We start from the raw sequence: 25116 nt of genomic DNA on the forward strand, positions 1-25116 counted from the left end.
CGGTATCCATGGACAGCAGCAAAAGTTGGCGTGAAGTCCTTTACGTCATGATTTTCCAGAGCGACACCAAGGCGGGGCGGCGTTTCGACGGCACCCTGCTGTTGATCATTCTCGCCAGCATCATCATCGTGATGCTCGACAGCATCGATTCCATTCACCAGAACTACGCCGATATGCTGGCGTATATCGAGTGGGGGTTCACCTTCGTCTTCGCTGTCGAATACATCCTGCGGTTGTATTGCTCACCCAAGCCGTGGCGCTACGCGTTCAGCTTTTATGGGCTGGTGGATTTGCTGGCCATCGTGCCCGGCATCCTCGCGCTGTATTACGCCGATGCGCAGTACCTGCTGATTATCCGGATCATTCGGATGTTGCGGATTTTCCGCGTACTCAAGCTCAGCCCGTACCTCAAGCAAGCCAACTACTTGATGTCGGCGTTGCGCGGCAGTAAACAGAAAATCGTGGTGTTTCTGGTCACCGTCTGCACCCTGGTCACGGTGTTCGGCACACTGATGTACGTGATCGAGGGTCCGGAACATGGCTTCACCAGCATTCCCAAAGGCATCTACTGGGCAATCGTCACGCTGACCACCGTGGGCTTCGGCGACATCGTGCCGAAGACGCCGTTGGGTCAGGTGATTTCGTCGCTGGTGATGATCACCGGTTACTCGATCATTGCCGTGCCCACCGGGATTTTCACCGCTGAATTGGCCAACGCCATGCGCGGCGAACAGCTGCAGCATGACTGCCCGGTGTGCAAGAAAAACAGCCACGAACACGGTGCGGCATTCTGCTCGCGTTGCGGCAATGCACTATTTAAGAAAATGGAATAAACAAAGATCTTTTTAATCTTTAAAGATCTATGCGTGCCCGGCTATAGTCGCTGGCAAATTGCCTCACTTTTAATTAAGAACAAGGACAGCGCAGTGAAAAAACTCTTTGGCGCCTCTCTTCTGGCTGCGGGTCTGGCATTGACCAGCATGGCCCAGGCCGCACCTACCCTGCTCAACGTTTCCTATGACGTGATGCGTGATTTCTACAAGGACTACAACGCTGCCTTCCAGAAACATTGGCAAGCCGAACACAACGAAAACATCACCCTGCAGATGTCCTTCGGTGGTTCCAGCAAACAGGCGCGCTCGGTGATCGACGGCCTGCCGGCTGACGTCATCACCATGAACATGGCCACCGACATCAACGCACTGGCGGACAACGGCAAACTGGTCCCGGAGAACTGGGTAACGCGCCTGCCGGACAACAGCGCGCCATTCACGTCCGCCACTGTATTCATCGTCCGTAAAGGCAACCCGAAAGCCCTGAAAGACTGGCCTGACCTGCTCAAGGACGGCGTTCAGGTGATCGTGCCGAACCCGAAAACCTCGGGCAACGGTCGCTACACTTACCTGTCGGCCTGGGGTTATGTGCTGAAGAATGGCGGCGATGAAAACAAGGCCAAAGACTTCGTCGGCAAGCTGTTCAAGCAAGCTCCGGTGCTTGACACCGGCGGCCGTGCAGCCACTACCACGTTCATGACCAACCAGATCGGCGACGTGCTGGTAACCTTCGAAAACGAAGCGGAAATGATTGCCCGCGAGTTTGGTCGTGACCAGTTTGAAGTGATCTACCCAAGTGTTTCCGCTGAAGCCGAGCCGCCAGTATCGGTGGTCGACAAAGTGGTCGACAAGAAAGGCACTCGTGCTGCGGCCGAGGAATACTTGAAATACCTGTGGTCACCGGAAGGTCAGGAGATTGCGGCAGCAAACTACCTGCGCCCGCGTGACCCGGCGGTATTGGCCAAGTACACCGATCGTTTCCCGAAAGTGGATTTTCTGTCGGTCGAGAAGACCTTTGGTGACTGGCGCACGGTGCAGAAGACCCACTTCAATGATGGCGGGATCTTTGATCAGATTTACAGCGGTCAGTAATTTCTGAGCGCAATGAAAAAGGCGACCTGAACAGGTCGCCTTTTTGTGGCCGAATACAAAACTCATGTTCGCTGAAGATCCCCTGTGGGAGCGAGCCTGCTCGCGAAAGCTATGTGTCAGTCACATCAATATTGAATGTGCTGCCGCTTTCGCGAGCAGGCTCGCTCCCACAGGATCGGCGCCATACCGCTACATCGGCGGTGTCACGCCATCCTTACCGGCCGAGATCGATTGCGCGGTCAGCGTCCCGTCGGCACTCTGCGTCACAAACGTCACGATTTTCACGCCCACCTTCAGCAAGCTGCGATCTCCCGGCATCAGGTTCACAATCGGCACATCCTCAGGCACCAGAATCTTCTGCTGGCCGCCCTTGTAATTAACCGTCATCACCCGGCCATTACTGACCACCAGATCGCCAACACTACCATTGGTCATGCTGCTGCCCTTGACCAGATCAAACGGCCGATGCCCGTCGCCGCTGCCGGCCAGCTCCGGTGGAAAGACGTGGACTTCCAGTGCCTTGAGGGTGCCATCGTCCTGAGGAATGGCTGCTGAGCCAATGTAGCTGCCGGGTTTGATGTCTTCGATATTGGCCAGGGTGACGGCTCGGATTTTGGTGTCATTGGTCAGGTTGATAACCACGTTTTCGCCGCTGTTGGCGTGGACTTTCAACGCGTCGGGGCTGACCCCGGTGATCTCGCCGCGAACACCGATGCGCAAGCCCGGCGCGTCGGCGGCCTGGGCCAGGCCTGCGGTAAACAAGGTAATCAATGTCAGGGTTGAAGCGCCGCGAAACAGGTGACGGAACATCGCATTCATGGCAGGGCCTTCCGGTAATGAAACGTGAAGAGAGAACATAAGCACGCTATCGAACAGGATGTAAGTGAATGTATCATCCATGCTCAATGTCCCGACGCAAGGCGCACGTCCCGCCCCGCGCCACTCATTCCGCAATGGAATGATTACTATCACGTCAATCCCTCTTCCGCCGTTTGGGCTTGCCGCTTAGCCTTCGCGCATTCCCTTTAGTTCAGCGAGACCCGTTATGAACCCAGCGACCCAGGTGCCCCACGGCGCCGCGACAATGACCAAAGGCATGGTGTTGCTCTTCGCCTTCTGCTGCGGCGCCATTGTGGCCAATATTTACTACGCCCAGCCGATCATCGGCCTAATCGCGCCGGACATCGGCCTGACCAGCACCATGGCCAGCCTGATCGTTTCGCTGACCCAGATTGGCTATGCGCTCGGGCTGTTTTTCCTGGTACCGCTGGGCGATTTGCTGGAGAACCGCCGCCTGATGATCATCACCACCGTGGTGGCGATTGCGAGCTTACTGGGCGCTGCGTTCACCGATCAGCCCAACGTATTTTTGCTGATCTCGTTGCTGGTGGGTTTCAGTTCGGTGTCGGTACAGATCCTGATTCCACTGGCCGCGCACCTGGCACCGGAAGAATCTCGTGGCCGCGTGGTCGGCGGGATCATGGGCGGTTTGCTGCTGGGCATTCTGTTGGCTCGGCCGGTCTCCAGCGTGGTCGCTGACCACTTCGGCTGGCGCGCGATGTTTATGATTGCGGCCGCATTGATGGCGGCGATCAGCGTCGTGCTCGCGCTGACCATCCCCAAGCGCCAGCCTGATCACAGTGCTTCTTATGGGCAGTTGCTTGGGTCGCTGTGGACGTTGTTGCGCCAACAACCGGTATTGCGTCAGCGAGCGTTTTATCAGGGTTGCATGTTCGCCACGTTCAGCCTGTTTTGGACCGCCGTGCCGCTGGAGCTCGCACGCAACCATGGCCTGTCGCAATCCCAGATTGCGATCTTCGCCCTGGTCGGTGCCATCGGCGCCATCGCCGCGCCCATTGCCGGGCGACTGGCTGATGCCGGCCACACTCGTATCGCGTCTTTGCTGGCCCTGATGTTCGCCAGTCTGAGCTTTCTGCCAGCGTTCATCCATCCGCTCTACAGCGTCATCGGCCTTGCCGTGACCGGTGTGGTGCTCGACTTCTGCGTACAGATGAACATGGTCCTCGGCCAACGCGCGGTCTACGCCCTCGACGCCAAAAGCCGCAGTCGCCTGAACGCGCTGTACATGACCAGCATCTTCATCGGCGGCGCGTTTGGCTCTTCGGTGGCCAGTGCGGTGTATGAACACGGCGGCTGGTTGTGGATCGTGATTGTGGGTAGTGCGTTTCCACTGCTGGCGTTGCTGCGGTTTTTGAGTGCGTCGCAGAAGGCTTCGTTGGCAACGGCTTAATAGGTCTAAAGCCTTGTGGACAAGCGCTAGCTTCGAGCTTGCCCGCAAGGGATGTACCTCATATCAATCAATGTCGAACCAACTTTTCCATTGCCGCATCTGCCAGAAAGGAAGAGCGGCTTTTCACATTGTGCTCGCGAACATACCGGTCAATGCGTTGAATCACATAACCAGGAAGTGTCACGTTGACCTTCTCGGTTTTGCCCATATAGGGCGCGACGTCCAACTCCAGCATTCCCCAGCCCATATCGGCGAAGTCCGGATTCCCACGGTGAGCAGCCGCAGAGGTAGGCATGGGTATCGACTCCCCGTCGGCCGCAATCTCCTGAAGCAGGATGTGCGCAATCTCGACTGCCGCATTGTAGGCATCTTCAAACGTATCCCCGGCCGTTACGGCGCCTGGAATATCGGGGATCTGAATACCGATGGCGGTGTTCTCGTCGCCCCACTCGATACAGATTGGATATTGCATTATGGATCTCCTGCATAACTGGCTTCCGGGCAGTACAGCCCGGCTCGCCTCCTGATGCTTTTGACCGTCCCGATCGGTAAATCCTTTTTCGGATGAGGGACGGGAATGGTGTACGGGTTGTAGGGGTGTTTGAAGATGTGATGACTTCCGGTAATCCGATCCAGTATCCATCCAGCCTCTTCCAACTCTTTAATCATTAGCCTGCTCTGCACCAATAGCCTCCTTGCTCAGGCCCAAACAAAAGTAACCCTAGAGTTATCTTTACTCAAGCACAAAACTCCGGATCGCGACGCTCGGTTGTTTTACAGGGTGTGATTGCGGGCCACGACATTCCCCACAAGAATGAATACTTTCGCTCAGCGTGATTCGAACGCCGAGGTCAACCCGGATTACACTCAGCGTCCTGAGCCTGAAGCGATGCTGAATGCGATTCGCGGCTAACCGATCAAATGCCACCTGACCCGCGGCATGTTTTTTCAAGGAGTGTGAAATGACCCGTCGTACTTTTCTCATCACTGGCGCCAGCAAAGGCATTGGCCGCGCGGTGGCCGAGCATCTGGATCGCGCTGGGCACCGGGTTGTCGGGATTGCCCGCACGCCTGACCTGACGTTCCCCGGCATTCTGTTTCCGCTGGATTTGAACGACCGGGCGCTGACTCAGGAAGTTTTGGCGGATCTGGCGAGGACGTACGAGTTTGATGGGCTGGTGAACAACGTCGGTCTGGTACGCCCGCAAGTGCTGGGTGAGATCGATCTGGATACCTTCGACGATGTGATGCGGGTCAACCTCCATTCGGCGTTGCAGGCCACCCAGGCACTGCTGCCAAACATGCGTGCCAAAGGCTGGGGCCGGGTGGTGAATATTTCCAGTTTGACCGTGTTGGGGATCACCCAACGCACCGCGTATGCGGCGGCCAAAGCGGCACTGATCAGCTTCACGCGATCCTGGGCGCTGGAACTTGCGCAAACCGGCGTAACGGTGAACGCCGTGGCGCCGGGGCCGACAGAAACCGAACTGTTTCGCGCCAACAACCCTCCGGGCAGTGAAAGTGAAGCGCGGTATCTGGCGGGAGTGCCGATGGGGCGTCTGGGACAGCCGCAGGAGATTGCGGCAGCGATTGCGTTTTTGATGTCCGAGCAGAGCGGGTTTATTACCGGGCAAACGCTGTTTGTCGACGGCGGCGCGTCCATCGGCAAAGCCGCGTTCTAACCAACAACACCAATCCACCCTGTGGGAGCGAGCCTGCTCGCGATGGCGGAATATCCCTCACATCTATGTTGGATGTGCCAGTGTCATCGCGAGCAGGCTCGCTCCCACAGTTTGATCGCCGCAAGGACTTCAGATGGACCGTCTGGCCGCAATGGAAACCTTCGTCTTCGTCGTGGAAACCGGCTCGTTTTCCGCCGCCCGGCGCCTGAATATCGGCCAGCCCGCCGTGTCGAAAGCCATTGCGCAACTCGAATCACGCCTGGCCGTGCGACTGCTGTTGCGCTCGACCCGAGGCCTGACGCCAACCGAGGCCGGCCTGGCCTTTTTCGAACGCTCCAAGCGTGCCCTCGAAGAAGCCGATGAAGCCGACAACGCCGCGCGCGGTGCCGCCAGCGGGCTGACCGGCAACCTGCGGGTCTGCGCAGCCGTAACTTTCGGCCGCATGCACATCGTCCCGCACCTGGGGCCGTTCCTCGATCAGAATCCAGACCTGAACATCGACCTGATGCTCGACGACCGCAACATCAATCTGGTCGAAGAAGGCATCGACATCGCCCTGCGCATGGGCTCCCTGAGCGACTCCAGCCTAACCGCCCGCAAGATCGCCGAATGCCGGCGCGTGGTGCTGGGTACGCCGGCCTACTTCGAAAAACACGGCGACCCCATCTGCCCCGCGGACCTGTGCAAACACCAGGCAGTGGTCTACGCCCTGGGCGGCGGCGCCAATTGGCAATTTCGCAACGCGAGCGAAGAGCAGTCCGTGATCATCAGCGGCCGAATTCGCGTCAGCGCCGCCGAAGGTTTGCGTGAAGCAGTCCTCGCCCACCTGGGGCTGACCATGGCCTCCGAATGGATGTTTGCCCCGGAACTGGCCAGTGGTGCAGTCAGGGAAGTGATGAAGGGCTGGACACTGCCGAACCAGGATTTGTGGGCGGTGTTTCCTACCGGAAGAATGGCCAGCGCGAAGGCTCGGGCATTTGTGGAATATGTGCAGGGGGTGTTGGTGAAAGAAGCCTGAGAAACGCTCAGACAACAAAACGGCGATCCTCAGATCGCCGTTTCCATTTACTGCCCGAACTGCCGCCCCAACCCACCCGGCACACCATGAATATCCGTGTCTTCCCACGGCCCGTTCGGGCTGATCGAGCGGCTCCAGCCGTTGTTCCAGCGGTAGTAGGTGCGCTGGCGGTAGAAGGTGTTGGTCTGATCATCCAGCACATAGACGCCGAGCTTGGCATCCCAATGGCTGTTGCCACCCGGTGGCGGCGCGAAGCTGGCGGAGGTGCGAGGCATCGGTTTGGCGGGCTTGGCCGGGATGCCGGGCTTGCCCGGCGTGGGTGTAGTCGACGGTGTAGGTCTTGGCTGCGACGGCGGAATCGGCTGCGGCGACTCGCGCTCCGGCGGCTGGACCGCACATGCGCTTAACCCCAAAACCAGACTGAGCAGGGCAATACGAGCAATAGCGGTCATGTGGCGTTTTCCTGTTATTTATCCGGGCTGTCGATGGTCAATGTCTGCGGCGCGGTGGTGCTACTGGCCAGAGGCTGGCTGCGACCGACCCATTCACCGGCAGTCGGTTGGCCGGCACGGGAGACGCGCGCAACCAGTTGGACTTCAGGAAAGTTCGACAGTTTCAACTGCGGCATCATTGCGTCGGCATCACCCAGTTCGACAGTGACCGGCAAGTCGGCCACGGTCAGGCGTTTTGCTGCCAACGGTGCGGGTGGGCCGGCGGTGGCGCGGGCGAAGATGAATACGCTGTCGCCCGGCTGGACCTTGGCTTTGAGCGCTGGCGCCAGGTCTACGGTGACTTTCAGCAACGCCGACGCTTTGGCCGCGGGTGCCTGGGCAGCCTTACCACCGCTGGCTTCTAGCTTCTCGGTGGCCCGGGCGATACCGCCTTGCAGTGCAGCACGAGAGTTGTCGTCGGGCGGCAGTTGCGCCAACAGACGATTCCAGTAGTCGATGGCGTCCTGATAACGCTGGCTTTCAAACGCGGCGATACCCAGCAGGCCCAGGCTGGTGACTTCTTTCGGATCGGCTTTCAACGCTTCATCGGTCAGGGCCTGAATCTTGTCCGACCACTTTTTGCCATCGGCGAAGTATTGGGCCTGAGCCCATTGGCCGAGCAGCTCCGGTTGACGACCGGCCAGGTTCACCGTGCGTTCGAAGATCTTCGCCGCATCAGCGGGACGGTCTTGCGCCATGTAAGTACGCGCGAGGAAATACAGACCTTCAGCCGAGTCCGGCTGGGCGGCGACGGCGCGTTCCAGACGACGGGTCATCTCTTCCATCGACTGCGGCGCATGGGAGAATTCGCGGGTCAGCTCGACTTTGTCGCTGGCACCGAAATGCAGGTACAGTCCAAGGCCCAGCACCGGAACTAATACCGCCGCCAGCAACGGTAACGGTTTGCCCAGGCGACTCACTCGCGGCGCTGCAACGCCTTCGGTATCAGCGAGCAGCTCACGGGCCGCTTCGGCGCGGCCGGTGTCCATTTGCGCGGCATCGAGCACGCCCTCTTCCTGCTGAGTCTGCAACTCAGCCACGCGCTCCTGATACAACGCGACGTTCAGGGCAGTTCGATCCTCTTCAAGTTGCGCGCGACGACCACGCAGAACCGGGATCAACAGAAAACTCAGGGCAACCAGAAGTAGCAGACCTGCAGCGAGCCAGAAATCAATCATTCTTGGTTTTATCCAACAGGTGGTCGAGGCGCTCACGCTCCTCGGCAGAAAGCGCGTCCGGGGTTTCGGCGCGTTGCACGCGACGACGGCGGACGATCACGGCGATGATCACGAAACCGCCCAACAACAGCCCGGCCGGGCCGAACCAGAGCAGTGCAGTCTTGGCGTTGAGAGCCGGTTTGTAGCGGACGAAGTCACCGTAGCGGTCGACCATGAAGTCGATGATCTGCTGATTGTCCTTGCCCTCGCCGAGCATGCGGAAAATCTCTTTGCGCAGGTCGGCGGCGATTGGCGCATTGGAATCGGCGATGTCCTGATTCTGGCACTTGGGGCAACGCAGTTCTTTGGTCAGCTCGCGAAAACGCTCGCGATCACCTTCTTTGGCGAACTCGTAGGTATCGATGGCGGCCTGCGCCACGCCGGCCATGCTCAAGCCCAATATCACGGCGGCTATCCAGCGCTTCATGGCTTGGCCTCATCGACCAGCGCCTGATACTTGGCGGCCAGTTTTTCGCGCCAGACCTGCTCGTCGATCACGCCGACGAATTTGTCGCGGATGATGCCTTTAGCGTCAATGAAGAAGGTTTCCGGCGCGCCGTACACGCCGAGATTCAGGCCGAGGGAGCCGGCGTCGTCACGGATGTCCAGCTGGTACGGGTTGTGAAATTCCACCAGCCACTTCAAGGCATCTGCGTTGACGTCCTTGTAGTTGATGCCGTAAATCACCACGCCCTGCTGGGCCAGTTTGTTCAGCACCGGGTGCTCGACCCGGCAGGAAATGCACCAGGTGCCCCAGACATTGACCAGCGCCGGTTTACCCAAAATGTCAGCCTTGGTCAGTGTCTTGTCGCCCTCCACGCTCGGCAGGGAAAACTCCGGAAACGGTTTGTCGATCATCGCCGAAGGCAACTCCGCCGGGTCCAGGTATAGCCCGCGGTAAAGGAAAACAGCCACCACCAGAAAAATCACCAGTGGTAACAGCATCAACCAACGTCTCATGCAGTGGCTCCCGACATGCCCAGTGCGTCACGCACGCGGCTTTTTACCTTGACCCGATAACGGCGATCCAGCGCCGCCAGCAATCCACCGAAACCGGTCAGCAAGCCGCCGAACCAGATCCAGCGCACGAACGGTTTGACGTGAACGCGCACGGCCCAGGCGCCATCGCCCAGCGGTTCGCCGAGGGCGACGTAGAGGTCACGGGTGAAACCGGCGTCGATCCCGGCTTCGGTCATCACCGAGTTTTGCACGGTGTACAGGCGCTTTTCCGGGTGCAGCACGCTGACTTCCTTGCCGTCGCGGATCACTCGAATGGTGCCCTTGTCGGAGGTGAAGTTCGGGCCTTCGAAGTGCTTGGCGCCTTCGAACACGAAGTGGTAACCGCCCAGATCCATGGACTCGCCCGGCGCCAGGCGCAAGTCACGCTCGGCACTGTTCTGGCTCGACAACACGACGCCCAGTGCGCACACCGCAATACCGATGTGAGCAATGTGCATGCCCCAGTAACTGCGGGTCAGGGTCGGCAGGCCTTTGATCAGGCCTTTGTGGCGAGTCTTGTCGAGGATATCCCTGACACCGGCCAGCAATACCCACGCAGCCAGCATGAAGGTTGCAATCACTGCCCAGTTGAAATCGCCGTAGGCAACGCCGGCAATCACGGCCAACGCGGCGCTGCCGAGCAACACCGGGGTCAGCATGCCCACCAGCCATTTGACCGGTGTGTCTTTCCAGCGCACCAGCATCCCGACCGCCATCACCACCATCAACAACGCCATCAACGGAATGAACAGCGCGTTGAAGTACGGCGGGCCAACGGACAGTTTGGCGCCGGTCATCGCATCGAGAATCAGCGGGTATAAGGTGCCGAGCAGGATCATCGACGCTGCCACTACCAGCACCAGGTTGTTACCCAGCAGCAGGGTTTCCCGAGACCAGAGGTTGAAGCCGACCTGGCTCTTGACCACCGGTGCGCGCAGGGCGAACAGCGTCAGCGAACCGCCGACCACAAACAGCAGGAAAATCAGGATGAACACACCGCGCTCAGGGTCAGACGCAAACGCGTGAACCGAAGTCAGCACCCCGGAACGCACGAGGAACGTGCCGAGCAAGCTCAACGAGAACGCGGCAATGGCCAGCAACACGGTCCAGCTCTTGAACACGCCACGTTTTTCCGTGACTGCCAACGAGTGAATCAGTGCCGTACCGACCAGCCAAGGCATGAAGGAGGCGTTTTCCACCGGGTCCCAAAACCACCAGCCGCCCCAGCCGAGTTCGTAATAAGCCCACCACGAACCGAGGGTGATGCCGATACCCAGGAAGGCCCAGGCGACGATGGTCCACGGGCGCGACCAGCGTGCCCACGCCGCATCAAGGCGACCGCCCATCAGCGCCGCGATGGCGAAGGCGAAGGCCACGGAGAAACCGACATAACCCATGTACAGCATCGGCGGGTGAACAATCAGGCCGATGTCTTGCAGCAGTGGATTGAGGTCGGCGCCATCGCTGGGCACTTGCGGCAGGATGCGTTTGAACGGGTTGGACGTGAGGATCAGGAACAGCAGGAAACCGGTGCTGATCATGCCCATAACCGCCAGAACCCGCGCCAGCATGACTTGTGGCAACTGCCGGGAGAACACCGACACCGCGAAGGTCCAGCCACCGAGAATCAATGCCCACAGCAGCAACGAGCCTTCGTGCGCGCCCCATACCGCGCTGAATTTGTAGTACCACGGCAAGGCACTGTTGGAGTTGCTGGCAACGTAAGCGACCGAGAAGTCGTCAGTCATGAACGCGTACGTCAGGCAACCGAAGGCGAATACCAGAAAAGTGAACTGGCCCCAGGCAGCCGGCTGCGCGAGGCTCATCCACAAGCGGTCACCGCGCCAGGCACCGAGTAACGGCACCACGGCCTGAGCCAGCGCGAAACACAGCGCCAGGATCATGGCCAGGTGGCCCAGTTCGGGGATAAACAGCCCTGAATTATAGAGAGCAGACGTCATCAATTAACCCTCTTTGGCTTGTGTGGGCGCCGACTGGCCGCTGTCTTTCAGGGCCTTGGTCACTTCCGGCGGCATGTATTTCTCGTCGTGCTTGGCCAGCACTTCGTCGGCCACCACCACGCCGTCGGCGTTGATTTTGCCTAGGGCAACAATGCCCTGCCCTTCACGGAACAGGTCCGGAAGAATGCCGCGATAGGTGATGGTCACGGATTTATTGAAGTCGGTGACGATGAATTTGACGTCCAGCGAATCGCCGGAACGTTGCAGCGAACCTTTCTCGACCATACCGCCCGCCCGAATACGCGTGTCTTGCGGCGCTTCGCCGTTGGCGATCTGGGTCGGGGTGTAAAACAGATTGATGTTCTGCTGCAGGGCGCTCAGGGCCAGGCCGACGGCAGCGCCGACACCCACCAGGATCGCGAGAATGATGATAAGACGCTTTTTACGCAGCGGATTCACTTGCCGTTCTCCCGGCGCAGACGACGCGCCTCTTGTTGCAGATACCGCTTGCGGGCCAGGATCGGCGCCGCCACGTTGAGGGCCAGCACCGTCAGGCAGATGCCATAGGCTGACCAGACATACAGGGCGTGATGGCCCATGGCGAGGAAGTCGCCGAATGAAGCAAAACTCATCGAGCGGCCTCCAGACTGTTCTGTACTTCGGCCTTGACCCAGCTGGCACGCGCTTCGCGCTTGAGCACTTCAAGGCGCATGCGCAGCAACAAGACCGCGCCAAAGAAACAGTAGAAACCGAGCACCGTCAGCAGCAAAGGCAGCCACATCTCGGCTGGCATCGCCGGTTTTTCGGTGAGGGTGAAGGTCGCGCCCTGGTGCAGGGTGTTCCACCACTCCACCGAGTACTTGATGATCGGAATGTTGATCACGCCGACAATCGCCAATACCGCACACGCCTTGGCGGCGCTGTCACGATTACTGATAGCGTTGCCCAGCGCAATCAGACCGAAGTACAGAAACAGCAGAATCAGCATGGACGTCAGTCGCGCATCCCAGACCCACCACGAACCCCAGGTCGGTTTGCCCCAGATCGCGCCGGTGACCAACGCCACAGCGGTCATCCAGGCCCCGATGGGCGCCGCACATTGCAGGGCGACGTCGGCCAGTTTCATCTTCCAGACCAGCCCGACGATGCCGCACACCGCCAGCATCACATAGCAGGACTGCGCCAGCATCGCGGCAGGGACGTGGATATAGATGATGCGAAAGCTGTTGCCTTGCTGGTAATCAGGCGGCGCGAAGGCCAGGCCCCAAACGACACCCACGCCAATCAGCAGCAACGCCGCGACGCTCAGCCAGGGCAACAGTTTGCCGCTGATGCCGTAAAACCATTTGGGCGAGCCGAGCTTGTGAAACCACGTCCAGTTCATACTGTTTCCATCACGGTTGCCCTTCGCTGTGAAGGGCTGGGTCTTTACTGGTTAAATTTTAACCAGACCTCATTATTCGCCGACGCTGATCTTCAGGCCAGCAGCTATTGCAAACGGTGTCAGGGTTATCGCCAGGGCGGTCAGGCTACCAAGCCACAAGAGATAACCGGTCGCTGGCATGCCTTGCAAGGCCGCCTGCAAGGCGCCACTGCCAAGGATCAACACCGGGATGTACAGCGGCAGAATCAGCAGTGCCAGTAACAGGCCACCTCGCTTCAATCCCACCGTCAGGGCTGCGCCCACTGCACCGAGCAGGCTCAGCACCGGTGTACCCAGCAATAAAGAAAGCAGCAACACCGGCAGACAAGCGGCAGGCAGACCGAGCATCAACGCCAGCAGTGGAGCGAGCAAAACCAGTGCCAGGCCAGAGAAGGCCCAGTGTGCCAGTACCTTGGCCAAAACCAGAAGAGGCAGAGGGTGCGACGAAAGGACCCACTGCTCAAGCGATCCGTCTTCGAAATCACTGCGGAAAAGCCCGTCCAACGAGAGTAAAACCGATAAAAGCGCTGCCACCCAGACCAGTCCCGGAGACAAGGTTTGCAACAATTGAGCCTCGGGACCGACCGCCAACGGGAACAGCGCCACCACGATGGCGAAGAATACCAGCGGATTGGCCAGTTCCGCAGGACGGCGGAATAACAATCGGGCCTCACGGGCGACCAACAGGCCGAAAACACTCATACAGCCCAATTTCCCAGATCAATGTCGCGATAGCCGGCCGGCATCCGGGTCAGCGTGTGGTGCGTGGTCAACACAACCATGCCGCCCTGCTCGCAGTGTGCGGCCAGGTGTTCTTCGAGCTGCGCCACGCCTTGCTTGTCGAGTGCGGTGAATGGCTCATCGAGAATCCACAGTGGCGGGCTGTCCAGGTACAACCGCGCCAGCGCCACACGGCGATGCTGGCCGGCAGACAGCGTGTGGCAAGGAACATCCTCAAAACCGCGCAGTCCCACCGCCGCCAATGCCTGCCAGATCGCCTCATGGGACGCCGGTTGATGCAGGGCACAGAGCCAGCTGAGGTTTTCCTCGGGGGTCAGCAACTCCTTGATACCGGCAGCATGACCGATCCACAGCAGGTTGCGCGCCAGCTCGAAACGTTGCTCCTGGAGCGGTTTGCCGTTAAGCAGCACCTGACCGGCGGTCGGCTGCATAAGGCCGCACAGCAGACGCAACAGGCTGGTCTTGCCACTGCCGTTGGGGCCGCTGATTTGTACCATTTCGCCACTGGCCAGTCTCAAATCGAGATTTTCGAAGAGCAGCCGAAGGTCTCGCTCACAAGCGAGGGCAACGGTTTGCAGGACAGGGCTGGTCAAGGGATCACGGGCCTTTTGCGGTTCAAGTCGGCGACGAAGCGGCCGCTAAAGAGATGCAGCATAGATGCATTGGCGGCTTGTTCTGGAGAGCTGCGTCAAACAATTGCAATGTTTTCGCTACTCCCTGGAAACGGGCGGCATTATACATGCCATGCCTTACTCTAAAGAGTGCAATTTCCTCAGGTTGTGACCGCGTATGACAGGCGAAATGAACATCCTCCCACTGCCGCAGACCTCGCCCGCGACTTCGCGGCCGTTGGTGGTCAGTGGCGACCCGCTGAAGTTGCTGACGCCGATGGAGGGCCTGATCAGTGCCGGCCAGACCGCCAAGGCCGAAGTGCTGTCGCTCAAACAGGCGGATCAGGTCTTTCAACTGTTGCTCAAAGTCACCCTCGACAGCGGTCGCCAGACCACGGTCCAGGCCATTAGCACTCAACCGCTGCCCCTGGGTACGAGCCTGGCGATCACCCAACCGTCGGCGAGCAACCTGGCCATCACCGTGCAACAGGCCATTGCCTCAAGCGTCGCTGCCCTCACCCGCATCGACACCGCCCAACTGCCGGCCGGCACCTTGCTGCAAGGCAAAGTGCTGACCTCCCAGGTGATGCCGCAGGTGCCGGGGCAACCGACGGTCTATCGCTCGATGGTGAGTTTGCTGAACACAGTACTGAGCGGCAGCACACTGAGCATCGACAGCCCGACGCCACTGCGTATCGGCACGTTGTTAAGTGCAATGGTGCAAGACACCCAAACGCTGAAATTCGTCCCACTGAGCAGCCGCCAGGAACAATTGGCCGTGACACAGCAACTGGTCAGCCAGCAAAGTCGTCAAGGCTCTCTGGATGGCTTGATCAAAGTCCTGCAAAACTTGCCGCTGTCGGATCCAACCTCCAGCGACCTGCGCACCGCCGTGGACAAATTGCTCGCTGGCCTGCCAGACATTCAGCAAATGAGTTCGCCCAAAGGCCTGGCCCAGGCGTTAGCCAATAGCGGCCTGTTCCTTGAAGCCAAATGGCTGACCGGACAAAACCCGACGTTGGCGCCAGACATGAAAGGCGACCTGCTCAAGCTGATCGCCCAACTGACGCCGGGTCTGCCAGCCAACACCAACCTCAACGCAATCATCACCGCCAATACATTGGTGCAGGCAATGCCGAGTTTCGTGCGCAGCGCCCTCGGCATGCTCGGCCAGGTCAGCGCCAAACCGCTGCCGACCCGTTTCCCGCTGCCCGAGCGCCTGCTGCAAAGCCAGGACGGCGAAGGTGATCTGGAGCACTTGCTGCGTTTGGCAGCGGCGGCCGTTTCGCGCCTGCAAAGCCATCAACTGTCGAGCCTGGAGCAAACCGGTGTGACGGACGACGGTCGCCTGCTCAGCACCTGGCAGCTGGAAATCCCGATGCGCAACTTGCAGGACATTGTGCCGTTGCAGGTCAAATTCCAACGCGAAGAAGCCCCCGACAAAGAACAACCGCACGAACGTCGCGACGACCGTGAGCCGAAGCAGCCATTGTGGCGCGTCGACCTGGCATTCGACATGGAGCCGCTAGGCCCCTTGCAGATTCAAGCCCAACTGATCAAGGGCAGCCTGTCCAGCCAACTCTGGGCCGAACGCCCTTACACCGCGAGCCTGATCGAAAACAACCTGGCCGGACTGCGCGAACGCCTGCTGGCGTCGGGCCTGAACGTCGGCGATCTGGATTGCCACCTCGGCAAACCGCCACAAGGGCCGCAAACCCGCCTTGAACAACGCTGGGTCGACGAAACCGCATGAACGAATCCACCACACCGCGTCAGGCCATCGCCCTCAAGTACGACGGCAGCCACGCCCCTACTCTCACGGGCAAGGGTGACGAAGAGCTCGCTGAAGAAATTTTGCGCATCGCCCGCGACTTCGACGTGCCGATCTACGAAAACCCCGAGCTGGTGAGGCTGCTGGCGAAAATGGAATTGGGGGACAGTATTCCGGAAGAGTTGTACCGCACGATTGCCGAGATTATTGCGTTTGCGTGGAATTTGAAGGGCAAGTTTCCGGTGGGGCATGGTTCGGAGGGGGCAATGGTTGAAAAGGATATTACCGAACGCGGGGATGATTACTGAGGTTTCGAGGACGCCTTCGCGGGCAAGCCCGCTCCTACAGGGTTCGGCGGCGTTCGTACATCATGTGTTCGCCACCAATACCTATGGGAGCGAGCCTGCTCGCGATAACAATCTCAGCTGAATCGCAAAAATCAGTTCTTAGGCAATTTGTCCGCCAGCGCCACGGTCGTCTCGCTCTCAGTTTTGAAAAAACGCAATAGCCTGAGGCTGCGACCGACAATCAAGCCATTGATAAGGCCAGCCCCCAATGCTGACCATGCCACCGCCGACACTGCCTCAGCCAATTCCGGATGCATGGCCGCCTGGTATCCGTTGTAATAACGCCAGGCAAAGAAACACCAATACACCATCAATACTTTGAGTGTGCCGCCCAAAAGTAGGCGGTCCCCATCGCGTTCTACGCTTTGGCAGGAGTAAAAGCGCAACGCCAGAATCCAGCCTGCCAGTAATCCCAGCGCATACATCGAGAGCGGGATCGCAGTTCCTTGGGAGAACTTCAGCGAGGCCAGGGATATGGCAACAAATATGGCCGGCGTGATCTGCAACGACCTCTTCGACTCATGACTCTTGAAACACGCACTTACGCCGTAGTAAGTCAGGATAAAAAAGACTGCATAAACCCATAGCGGTGTACCACGCAGAATGTCGAGCATAGGCCTCCCTGGCAGTGCAATGTCTGAAACAGGCGTCGTTTATCAGCGGCGTTCACGTTACCGAGGGTGGTTGGTAATCGCAAGCCGGGCCAAACCGCGACAAAACCAAAAATGGGAAGGAAGTCACCGAACGCGGGGATGATTACTGAGGTTTCGAGGACGCCTTCGCGGGCAAGCCCGCTCCTACAGGGTTCGGCGGCGCTCACACATTGGGTGTTCGCCCCCGCCCCCCTGTGGGAGCGAGCTTGCTCGCGAAAGCGGACTCAGTTACATCGCAAAAATCAGTTCTTGTGCAACTTACGCATCAACTCCGCCTCAGCCTGGGTCAACCCGCAGGACTGAGTCAGTTCATCAACCGTAGCGCCCATCCCCACCAGCCGCGCCGCTTGGGCGAACGACAGGCTCGTCGGGTCGCGCTGCTCCAGTTGAGCCAGTTTGTCCGGCAATGGGCGGACCACCGCGCGCAGCTCGTGCAGGTCTTCACCCATGCGCACGTTGCCGTTCTGGTAGTCGTCCACGCGTTTGGCCAGGTCTTTGATGCGCTGATCCCGTAGCGCATCGCCCTGAGCCTGTTGTGCGGCGATCAATCGTTGACCGCGTATGTACGCCAGAAACATCGCCAGCGTGCCCGCCCAGAAGAGGAACAGGACAATGACCGCAACCTCAAGAATCAATCAGATGTTCTCCAGGTCCGACCATTCTTCTTCGCTCATCATCTTGTCCAGCTCGACCAGGATCAGCAATTCGTTGTTCTTGTTGCACACGCCTTGAATGAACTTGGCGGACTCTTCGTTACCGACGTTTGGCGCGGTTTCGATTTCCGACTGACGCAGGTAAACCACTTCGGCCACGCTGTCGACCATGATCCCGACCACCTGTTTGTCGGCTTCGATGATGACGATGCGGGTGTTGTCGCTGATCTCGGCGTTCATCAGGCCGAAGCGCTGACGGGTGTCGATCACGGTGACCACATTACCGCGCAGGTTGATGATGCCCAGGACGTAGCTCGGAGCCCCCGGAACCGGGGCGATTTCGGTATAGCGCAGGACTTCCTGAACGCGCATCACATTGATGCCGTAGGTTTCGTTATCCAGCTTGAAGGTTACCCATTGCAGGATCGGATCTTCGGAACCCTTTGCTGCCGTCGCCTTATCATTCATACCCTGACCCCTCAAAAAACCGCCCTGGCGGTATGTGTTCTGTACGTCGGCAGCCACTGCCGTCGCGTGTTTTTATGTTGGTTTGTGAGCCGGCTTTTTAATACTGCTCAGGTGCTTTGCGCCGCCACTGGCGATCAGCTCGGCCAGCGCGCAAACGTCGAGTAATGCACACATGTGTTCAATCACCGTGCCCGCCAGCCATGGCCGCTGACCACGGTGACTGCGCCATTTGATTTCGTTGGGGTCCAGGCGCAACGAGCGGCTGACCTGATGCACCGCCAACCCCCACTCATAGCCCTGAACCGAAATAACGTATTGCAGGCCCTGACGGAAGTCGTCGCGGTAGCGGTCGGGCATGACCCAACGGGCGGAATCCAACACTTTGAGGTTGCCGGCCTGGCTTGGGAGAATCCCGAGGAACCATTCCGGCTGACCGAACAATGGCGTCAGCTCGTGACCGGCCAGGGAATAAATCGAACCCAGGCACACCAATGGCACCGCCAGTGTCAGGCCAGCGACGTCGAACAACAGGCATTCGAAGGGCTCGGCGGCCCACGATGGACGCCCGTCAGTTTCGACCGGAGGCGGCGTGTTGCTCGGTGGGATATGAACTTCGACGACTGGCGGCACCAGAGTTTGCGGCAGCGGTGCGATGGTCGATACCGGCACGAGGATCGGTGCCGGTGCCTCCATGACAGGTGCAGGTGCTTTCACCGGAGGTGCAACCACGGGTGCAATCACCGGGGCTGCAAACACCGCCACAGGACGCGCATCGCGAGCCTGTTCTTCGAGCACCGCCAACTGAAACTCGTCCAAAATACTTGCAGGCTCGCCCACCTCGACTAGCGCTTCGATGAGCGGTGCCAGCTCTTCTGTCGCATCCTGCAGCAAGCCGTCCAGGTAAGTCTGGAGTGCCAGTTGCGGGCGAGTGGTGATTTTCACCGGCCGATTCATTCATGCACCCCGCAAGGAAGGTTCATCTCAAGCCACCTGCGCGACAGATTGCTGCACCAGCAAATGCTTGAGCAGCGCGCGGTAAGCGAGAACGCCCCGGCTCTTGCCGTCGAACTGCGAAGGCGTGAGTCCGGCCCGGCTTGCGTCACGTAGACGGGTGTCGACCGGGATGTAGCCTTGCCAGATTTCTTCCGGGTACTTGTCGCGCAGCACCCGCAGGGTTCCGAGGGAAGCCTGGGTACGTCGGTCGAACAAGGTCGGAATGACGGTGAACGGCAGCGCCTGCTTGCGTGAGCGGTTGATCATCGCCAAGGTGTTGACCATGCGTTCCAGACCTTTGACGGCCAGGTGCTCGGTCTGCACCGGGATCACCAACTGCTGGCTCGCCGCCAAGGCATTGACCATCAGTACGCCGAGCAATGGCGGGCTGTCGATCACGGCGTAATCGAAGTCTTGCCACAACTGCGCCAGGCTCTTGGCGATGACGAGGCCCAAACCACTTTGCCCCGGCGACTGACGCTCAAGCGTCGCCAGCGCGGTGCTGGAGGGCAACAGCGAAATGCTTTCGTGGCTGGTGGGCATCAACAACTGCCCGGGCAAACCTTGCGGCACGCTGCCCTTGTGCAAGAACAAGTCGTAGCTGCTGTGTTCCAGGGTGTCGGGGTCGTAGCCGAAGTAGCTGGTCATTGAGCCGTGCGGGTCGAGATCGACCACGACCACGCGCTTGCCCGCCTCGGCCAGCAAACCGGCTAAAGCGATAGAGGAAGTGGTTTTACCAACACCACCCTTTTGATTGGCAACTGCCCAAACTCTCATTCGAAAGGTTCCGCCCGGTTGACAGGGTCGACCGGGAAATAGCTCAACGTGTTAATGCGGGTGACGGAGAATTGACGGCGCTCTCTCGTCCCGGCGACTTGACCGGGGTCGGTGCAGTTTGTGTGCCAGCCCGCTTCAACGCGGCATCCGGTTGCGCATGTGCGGTACCGGTGCCGGTCAGGCTGCGGCGTACATCGAGATTGCGCGAAACCACCAGCACCACACGACGGTTGCGCGCTCGACCTTCAGCCGTGGCGTTATTGGCCACCGGCTGGAATTCGCCGTAGCCCACGGACGCCAGACGCCCGGGGTTTACGCCCTGCATCGCGAGCATGCGCACGACGCTCGCGGAACGGGCTGAGGACAGCTCCCAGTTGGTCGGGTACTGCGCGGTGCGGATCGGCTGATCGTCGGTAAAGCCTTCGACATGAATCGGGTTGTCGAACGGCTTCAGGATCCGGGCCACCTTGTCGATGATGTTGAACGCGATGTCACTGGGCATGGCATCGCCGCTGCCGAACAACAGGCTGGAATTGAGCTCGATCTCAACCCACAACTCGTTGCCACGCACGGTCATCTGGTTGGAGCTAATCAGGTCACCGAATGCCGCACTGATGTCATCGGCGATGCTTTTCAGCGGATCGCTGGAACCAGCGACGCCGGCATCGACCTGCTCGCTGTCCTTCACCAATGGCTTGGCCGGCGTCACGCTCATCGGCCGCTCTTCGCCGATCGGGATCGGCTTGAGGGAGCGATCAGCGTCGGTGAAGACCCCGATCAACGCTTGCGAGATGACTTTGTACTTGCCTTCGTTGATCGACGAGATCGAGTACATGACGACGAAGAACGCGAACAGCAAGGTTATGAAATCCGCGTAGGACACCAGCCAGCGTTCGTGATTGACGTGTTCCTCAGGTTGGCGACGACGAGCCATAATCCATTACCCCCTCATCAATCCATGAAGCCCTGAAGCTTCAACTCGATAGAGCGAGGGTTTTCACCTTCCGCGATCGACAGGATCCCTTCCAGCAACATTTCCCGATAACGCGACTGGCGCAAGGCAACGGACTTGAGCTTGGCGGCAATCGGCAGCAACACCAGGTTGGCACTGGCCACGCCATAGATGGTGGCGACGAAGGCCACGGCAATGCCGCTGCCCAGCTGGGAGGGATCGGCCAGGTTGCCCATGACGTGGATCAGGCCCATCACCGCACCGATGATGCCGATGGTTGGCGCGTAGCCACCCATGCTTTCGAAGACTTTGGCGGCTTCGATATCACGGCTTTCCTGGGTGTAGAAATCCACTTCCAGAATGCTGCGAATCGATTCCGGTTCGGCTCCGTCAACCAACAGTTGCAAGCCTTTGCGCGAGTAGTTGTCGGGTTCGGCATCGGCCACCCCTTCCAGGCCGAGCAAACCTTCCTTGCGGGCGGTCAGGCTCCAGTTCACCACGCGATCAATGCCACCAGCCAGGTCAACGCGAGGCGGAAACAGAATCCAGCCAAGGATTTGCATGGCACGCTTGAAGGCGCTCATCGGCGATTGCAGCAACGCTGCGCCGACAGTCCCACCGAGGACGATCAACGCCGCCGGGCCGTTGGCCAGCGCGCCGAGGTGGCCGCCTTCAAGGTAGTTGCCGCCAATGATGGCGACGAACGCCATGATGATGCCGATAAGGCTTAAAACATCCATCAGATACAGGCCTCGACCAGGTGCTTGCCAATATCTTCCAACCCGTAGATCGCGTCCGCGAGGTCGGCTTTGACGATGGCCATCGGCATGCCGTAGATCACGCAACTGGCTTCATCCTGAGCCCAGATCGCACTGCCGCTCTGCTTGAGCAGGCGAGCACCTTCGCGACCGTCGGCGCCCATGCCGGTCAGCACCACCGCCAGAACTTTGTCGCCGTAGGACTTGGCGGCCGAACCGAAAGTGATGTCCACACTCGGTTTGTAATTGAGACGCTCGTCGCCGGGCAGGATTTTCACCGCGCCACGGCCGTCGATCATCATTTGCTTGCCACCCGGGGCCAGCAACGCCAGGCCAGGACGCAGGATGTCGCCATCCTCGGCCTCCTTGACGCGGATACGGCAGAGCTTGTCCAGGCGTTCGGCGAAGGCTTTGGTGAATGCCGCAGGCATGTGCTGGATCAACACGAGCGGCGCCGGGAAGTTGGCCGGCAACTGGGTCAGGACCCGTTGCAGCGCAACCGGACCGCCGGTGGACGTGCCGATGGCAACCAATTTGTAGGCTTTGCGTTTCGGTGCGGGCGACGAGTGGGCGGACGGCGCAGGGGCGTGCGTGCGGGCCGGTATCGGTGCCGGCGCTGGGCGCGACGGTGCGCTGCTGCCGTAACTGCTGACGCTTGCAGGCACAGGCGCTGGCGTCGGGACTGGTACGGCGACAGGGGCCGGTGCGCTGTAGGTATTGGCACGACGGTTACTGCGCGAAATGCTCAGAATCTTCTCGCACAGCAGTTGCTTGACCTTCTCCGGGTTACGGGAGATGTCTTCGAAATTCTTCGGCAGAAAATCGACGGCGCCGGCGTCCAGCGCATCGAGGGTGACCCGGGCGCCTTCGTGGGTCAGTGACGAGAACATCAATACCGGCGTCGGGCAGCGCTGCATGATGTGTCGAACAGCCGTGATGCCGTCCATCAGGGGCATCTCGTAGTCCATGGTAATCACGTCCGGCTTGAGGGCCAGGGCTTGATCGATCGCCTCTTTTCCGTTGGTCGCCGTACCGACGACCTGGATATTCGAATCCGCTGAAAGAATTTCCGAGACGCGGCGGCGGAAAAACCCCGAATCGTCCACCACCAGGACTTTGACTGCCATAAACACTCCATTAGACGCAGCGGGGCCTCAGTCGCCCCGCTCCACCAGAATCAAATACGCCGCGTGGCGTAACGCTTGAGCATGCTCGGAACATCGAGAATCAGCGCAATACGACCGTCACCGGTGATGGTGGCGCCCGACATGCCCGGGGTTCCCTGGAGCATTTTGCCCAATGGCTTGATGACCACTTCTTCCTGGCCCACCAACTGGTCGACGACAAAGCCGATCCGTTGTGTGCCCACCGAAAGGATCACCACATGGCCTTCGCGCTGCTCTTCGTGAGCGGCGGAGCTGACCAGCCAGCGCTTGAGGTAAAACAGTGGCAGCGCCTTGTCGCGCACAATGACCACTTCCTGGCCGTCCACCACGTTGGTGGTCGACAGGTCGAGGTGGAAGATCTCGTTGACGTTCACCAGCGGGAATGCAAACGCCTGGTTGCCGAGCATGACCATCAGCGTCGGCATGATCGCCAGGGTCAACGGGACCTTGATGACGATCTTCGAACCCTGGCCCTTGGCTGAGTAAATGTTGATCGATCCGTTGAGCTGGGAGATCTTGGTTTTCACCACGTCCATGCCCACGCCACGACCCGACACGTCGGATATCTCGGTTTTGGTCGAGAAGCCTGGCGCGAAAATCAGGTTGTAGCACTCGGTGTCGCTCAAGCGATCCGCTGCATCCTTGTCCATCACACCGCGTTTTACCGCGATGGAGCGCAGGACATTCGGGTCCATGCCTTTGCCGTCATCGGAAATCGACAGCAGGATGTGGTCGCCTTCCTGTTCCGCCGCGAGGACTACCTTGCCGCCACGGGACTTGCCCGAAGCTTCGCGTTCTTCCGGCGACTCGATGCCGTGGTCGACCGCGTTCCGCACCAAGTGGACCAGCGGGTCAGCCAGAGCCTCGACGAGGTTCTTGTCGAGGTCGGTTTCTTCGCCGACCAGTTCCAGGTTGATTTCTTTCTTGAGCTGGCGAGCCAAGTCGCGAACCAGACGCGGGAAGCGCCCAAAGACCTTCTTGATCGGTTGCATCCGGGTCTTCATGACCGCGGTTTGCAGGTCGGCCGTGACTACGTCAAGGTTCGATACTGCCTTGGACATGGCCTCATCAGCACTGTTGGCACCCAGGCGAACCAGGCGGTTACGCACCAGTACCAATTCGCCGACCATGTTCATGATTTCGTCGAGGCGCGCGGTATCGACTCGCACGGTGGTCTCGGCTTCGCTGGCTGTTTTTTCCGGTGGCGGTGCTGCCGGAGCACGGGCCGGGGCCGGCGCGGCGGCGGCAACCGGTTTCGGCGTTTCAGCTTTGGGCTCGGGCGCCTTGGCAACCGGTGCCGGGGCGACCGCCTTGGCGGCTGGGGCCGCGACGGAAGCGGTGGCAGAACCCGTGCCGACTTCGCTGAACTTGCCTTTGCCGTGCAACTCGTCGAGCAGCGCTTCGAACTCGTGATCGGAGATCAAATCGCTGCCCGCCGCGGCGGCGGTTGGCGCAGCCGGCACCGACACCGAAGCAATGGCCGACTCCAGCGCATCCACCGCAAAGTTGCCTTTGCCGTGCAACTGGTCGAGCAGTGCTTCAAATTCGTCGTCGGTAATGTCGCAACTGTCGCCTGCTGTTTTCGGGGCAGCAGGTGTGGCTGGCGCAGCAATCAACGCATCGACAGCGAATTGGCCTTTACCGTGCAGCTGGTCGAGCAACGACTCGAACTCATGATCGGTGATTTCGTCGCTGGCAGCGGCACTGTTGACCGGCGTTGGCGCAGTAGCCGGAGCTTCGGCCTCAGCCTTGACGGCGTTCAGCGAGTCCAGCAGTTGTTCGAATTCGTTATCGGTGATGTCGTCCGATTCACTGTCAGCGCCAGGTGCAAGCGCCACGTCGGCAACCGATGCTTGTTCATCAGCCGTTTGCGGCTCGGCCAGACGGGCCAGAGCCGCCAGCAGTTCAGGTGTCGCAGCCGTAACCGGACTGCGCTCGCGGACTTCGCTGAACATACTGTTCACCGCGTCCAGCGCTTCAAGGACCACGTCCATCAGTTCCGAATCAACGCGACGCTCACCCTTGCGCAGGATGTCGAACACGTTCTCGGCGATGTGGCAGCACTCCACCAGCTCATTGAGCTGGAGGAAGCCGGCGCCCCCTTTTACAGTGTGAAAACCGCGAAAAATTGCATTGAGCAGGTCCGCATCATCCGGTCGGCTTTCAAGCTCGACCAGCTGTTCGGACAGTTGCTCTAGAATCTCGCCGGCCTCAACCAGGAAATCCTGAAGGATCTCTTCATCGGCGCCGAAGCTCATT

General features: G+C 59.7%; 29 protein-coding genes. 7 read left to right on the forward strand and 22 right to left on the reverse strand.

What is annotated here, in order from left to right; translation table 11 throughout:
• Window positions 1-8 precede the first annotated feature (8 nt).
• Both AC3ISI_RS20870 and AC3ISI_RS20875 read left to right on the forward strand, forming a co-directional pair.
• Window positions 9-833 (forward strand): ion transporter, encoded by an 825-nt coding sequence (locus tag AC3ISI_RS20870; RefSeq protein ID WP_489333597.1) that lies wholly within the window; start codon window positions 9-11, stop codon window positions 831-833.
• A 93-nt stretch (window positions 834-926) separates the two neighbouring features.
• Window positions 927-1925: a sulfate ABC transporter substrate-binding protein gene (locus tag AC3ISI_RS20875; protein ID WP_489333598.1), complete on the forward strand. Its 999-nt coding sequence runs from the start codon at window positions 927-929 to the stop codon at window positions 1923-1925.
• Window positions 1926-2114: 189 nt separating this feature from the next.
• Here the strand turns inward: AC3ISI_RS20875 and AC3ISI_RS20880 are convergent, their stop codons facing one another.
• Window positions 2115-2744, reverse strand: coding sequence for a hypothetical protein (locus tag AC3ISI_RS20880; RefSeq protein ID WP_489337761.1), 630 nt, complete (start codon window positions 2742-2744; stop codon window positions 2115-2117).
• A 226-nt stretch (window positions 2745-2970) separates the two neighbouring features.
• On the opposite strand from AC3ISI_RS20880, the gene AC3ISI_RS20885 reads away from it, so the two are divergent.
• The gene (locus tag AC3ISI_RS20885) at window positions 2971-4176 is read left to right on the forward strand and encodes an MFS transporter (protein WP_489333599.1); all 1206 of its coding nucleotides are present in this window, start codon (window positions 2971-2973) and stop codon (window positions 4174-4176) included.
• Window positions 4177-4243: 67 nt separating this feature from the next.
• Here AC3ISI_RS20885 and AC3ISI_RS20890 read toward each other — a convergent pair whose 3' ends face one another.
• Together AC3ISI_RS20890 and AC3ISI_RS20895 are read right to left on the reverse strand one after the other, a co-directional pair.
• The gene (locus tag AC3ISI_RS20890; protein WP_489333600.1) at window positions 4244-4648 is read right to left on the reverse strand and encodes a type II toxin-antitoxin system HicB family antitoxin; all 405 of its coding nucleotides are present in this window, start codon (window positions 4646-4648) and stop codon (window positions 4244-4246) included.
• Window positions 4648-4860 (reverse strand): type II toxin-antitoxin system HicA family toxin, encoded by a 213-nt coding sequence (locus AC3ISI_RS20895; protein ID WP_489333601.1) that lies wholly within the window; start codon window positions 4858-4860, stop codon window positions 4648-4650. The genes AC3ISI_RS20890 and AC3ISI_RS20895 overlap by 1 nt, the downstream gene beginning before the upstream one ends.
• Before the next feature lie 278 nt (window positions 4861-5138).
• Here AC3ISI_RS20895 and AC3ISI_RS20900 point away from each other — a divergent pair, with 278 nt between their 5' ends.
• A complete protein-coding gene (locus tag AC3ISI_RS20900; RefSeq protein WP_489333602.1) occupies window positions 5139-5858 on the forward strand; it encodes an SDR family oxidoreductase in 720 nt (239 codons plus the stop codon).
• 133 nt (window positions 5859-5991) lie between these two features.
• On the forward strand, window positions 5992-6876 hold the full coding sequence (locus tag AC3ISI_RS20905; protein WP_489333603.1) for a LysR family transcriptional regulator: 885 nt from the start codon (window positions 5992-5994) through the stop codon (window positions 6874-6876).
• Window positions 6877-6923: 47 nt separating this feature from the next.
• On the opposite strand, the gene AC3ISI_RS20910 is transcribed toward AC3ISI_RS20905, so the two are convergent.
• The 10 genes from AC3ISI_RS20910 to ccmA all read right to left on the reverse strand — a co-directional run bounded on the left by AC3ISI_RS20910 (window position 6924) and on the right by ccmA (window position 14301).
• Window positions 6924-7328, reverse strand: coding sequence for a hypothetical protein (locus tag AC3ISI_RS20910; RefSeq protein ID WP_489333604.1), 405 nt, complete (start codon window positions 7326-7328; stop codon window positions 6924-6926).
• Between the two features lie 14 nt (window positions 7329-7342).
• On the reverse strand, window positions 7343-8545 hold the full coding sequence (ccmI, locus tag AC3ISI_RS20915; RefSeq protein ID WP_489333605.1) for a c-type cytochrome biogenesis protein CcmI: 1203 nt from the start codon (window positions 8543-8545) through the stop codon (window positions 7343-7345).
• The gene (locus AC3ISI_RS20920; RefSeq protein WP_489333606.1) at window positions 8538-9011 is read right to left on the reverse strand and encodes a cytochrome c-type biogenesis protein; all 474 of its coding nucleotides are present in this window, start codon (window positions 9009-9011) and stop codon (window positions 8538-8540) included. Before AC3ISI_RS20920 ends, ccmI begins: the two co-directional genes overlap by 8 nt.
• Complete coding sequence (locus tag AC3ISI_RS20925; RefSeq protein WP_489333607.1) at window positions 9008-9544, reverse strand: DsbE family thiol:disulfide interchange protein; 537 nt, start codon at window positions 9542-9544, stop codon at window positions 9008-9010. Before AC3ISI_RS20925 ends, AC3ISI_RS20920 begins: the two co-directional genes overlap by 4 nt.
• Window positions 9541-11544, reverse strand: a complete 2004-nt coding sequence (locus AC3ISI_RS20930) for a heme lyase CcmF/NrfE family subunit (protein ID WP_489333608.1) — start codon at window positions 11542-11544, stop codon at window positions 9541-9543. Before AC3ISI_RS20930 ends, AC3ISI_RS20925 begins: the two co-directional genes overlap by 4 nt.
• A 3-nt stretch (window positions 11545-11547) precedes the next feature.
• Window positions 11548-12003, reverse strand: coding sequence for a cytochrome c maturation protein CcmE (gene ccmE, locus AC3ISI_RS20935; RefSeq protein WP_489333609.1), 456 nt, complete (start codon window positions 12001-12003; stop codon window positions 11548-11550).
• Window positions 12000-12176 (reverse strand): heme exporter protein CcmD, encoded by a 177-nt coding sequence (gene ccmD / locus AC3ISI_RS20940; RefSeq protein ID WP_150781078.1) that lies wholly within the window; start codon window positions 12174-12176, stop codon window positions 12000-12002. The genes ccmE and ccmD overlap by 4 nt, the downstream gene beginning before the upstream one ends.
• Window positions 12173-12928 carry a heme ABC transporter permease gene (locus AC3ISI_RS20945; RefSeq protein WP_007946756.1) on the reverse strand — a complete coding sequence of 252 codons (756 nt, stop codon included), beginning with the start codon at window positions 12926-12928 and terminating at the stop codon, window positions 12173-12175. Before AC3ISI_RS20945 ends, ccmD begins: the two co-directional genes overlap by 4 nt.
• A 72-nt stretch (window positions 12929-13000) precedes the next feature.
• On the reverse strand, window positions 13001-13669 hold the full coding sequence (ccmB, locus tag AC3ISI_RS20950; RefSeq protein ID WP_007946758.1) for a heme exporter protein CcmB: 669 nt from the start codon (window positions 13667-13669) through the stop codon (window positions 13001-13003).
• Window positions 13666-14301 carry a cytochrome c biogenesis heme-transporting ATPase CcmA gene (gene ccmA / locus AC3ISI_RS20955; RefSeq protein WP_489333610.1) on the reverse strand — a complete coding sequence of 212 codons (636 nt, stop codon included), beginning with the start codon at window positions 14299-14301 and terminating at the stop codon, window positions 13666-13668. Before ccmA ends, ccmB begins: the two co-directional genes overlap by 4 nt.
• Window positions 14302-14497: 196 nt before the next feature.
• On the opposite strand from ccmA, the gene fliK reads away from it, so the two are divergent.
• Both fliK and AC3ISI_RS20965 read left to right on the forward strand, forming a co-directional pair.
• A complete protein-coding gene (gene fliK / locus AC3ISI_RS20960; protein WP_489333611.1) occupies window positions 14498-16072 on the forward strand; it encodes a flagellar hook-length control protein FliK in 1575 nt (524 codons plus the stop codon).
• The gene (locus AC3ISI_RS20965; RefSeq protein ID WP_489333612.1) at window positions 16069-16398 is read left to right on the forward strand and encodes an EscU/YscU/HrcU family type III secretion system export apparatus switch protein; all 330 of its coding nucleotides are present in this window, start codon (window positions 16069-16071) and stop codon (window positions 16396-16398) included. Before fliK ends, AC3ISI_RS20965 begins: the two co-directional genes overlap by 4 nt.
• 131 nt (window positions 16399-16529) lie before the next feature.
• Here AC3ISI_RS20965 and AC3ISI_RS20970 read toward each other — a convergent pair whose 3' ends face one another.
• The 9 genes from AC3ISI_RS20970 to AC3ISI_RS21010 all read right to left on the reverse strand — a co-directional run bounded on the left by AC3ISI_RS20970 (window position 16530) and on the right by AC3ISI_RS21010 (window position 25115).
• Window positions 16530-17051, reverse strand: a complete 522-nt coding sequence (locus tag AC3ISI_RS20970; RefSeq protein WP_489333613.1) for a hypothetical protein — start codon at window positions 17049-17051, stop codon at window positions 16530-16532.
• 281 nt (window positions 17052-17332) lie between these two features.
• Window positions 17333-17725, reverse strand: a complete 393-nt coding sequence (locus tag AC3ISI_RS20975) for a DUF2802 domain-containing protein (protein WP_223517105.1) — start codon at window positions 17723-17725, stop codon at window positions 17333-17335.
• Window positions 17726-18211 carry a chemotaxis protein CheW gene (locus tag AC3ISI_RS20980; protein WP_007946765.1) on the reverse strand — a complete coding sequence of 162 codons (486 nt, stop codon included), beginning with the start codon at window positions 18209-18211 and terminating at the stop codon, window positions 17726-17728.
• A 72-nt stretch (window positions 18212-18283) separates the two neighbouring features.
• Window positions 18284-19165: a chemotaxis protein CheW gene (locus tag AC3ISI_RS20985; protein ID WP_489333614.1), complete on the reverse strand. Its 882-nt coding sequence runs from the start codon at window positions 19163-19165 to the stop codon at window positions 18284-18286.
• A gap of 27 nt (window positions 19166-19192) precedes the next feature.
• Window positions 19193-19981: a ParA family protein gene (locus AC3ISI_RS20990; RefSeq protein WP_489333615.1), complete on the reverse strand. Its 789-nt coding sequence runs from the start codon at window positions 19979-19981 to the stop codon at window positions 19193-19195.
• 43 nt (window positions 19982-20024) lie between these two features.
• Window positions 20025-20915 carry a flagellar motor protein MotD gene (gene motD, locus AC3ISI_RS20995; RefSeq protein ID WP_489333616.1) on the reverse strand — a complete coding sequence of 297 codons (891 nt, stop codon included), beginning with the start codon at window positions 20913-20915 and terminating at the stop codon, window positions 20025-20027.
• A 17-nt stretch (window positions 20916-20932) separates the two neighbouring features.
• Window positions 20933-21673 carry a flagellar motor protein gene (locus tag AC3ISI_RS21000; RefSeq protein ID WP_489333617.1) on the reverse strand — a complete coding sequence of 247 codons (741 nt, stop codon included), beginning with the start codon at window positions 21671-21673 and terminating at the stop codon, window positions 20933-20935.
• Entirely contained in the window at window positions 21673-22818 is a 1146-nt protein-coding gene (locus tag AC3ISI_RS21005) for a protein-glutamate methylesterase/protein-glutamine glutaminase (RefSeq protein WP_489333618.1), read from the reverse strand. Before AC3ISI_RS21005 ends, AC3ISI_RS21000 begins: the two co-directional genes overlap by 1 nt.
• Window positions 22819-22868: 50 nt before the next feature.
• Window positions 22869-25115, reverse strand: coding sequence for a chemotaxis protein CheA (locus tag AC3ISI_RS21010; RefSeq protein ID WP_489333619.1), 2247 nt, complete (start codon window positions 25113-25115; stop codon window positions 22869-22871).
• Window position 25116 lies beyond the last annotated feature (1 nt).

It is taken from the genome of Pseudomonas sp. GL_139_B, assembly GCF_057834475.1.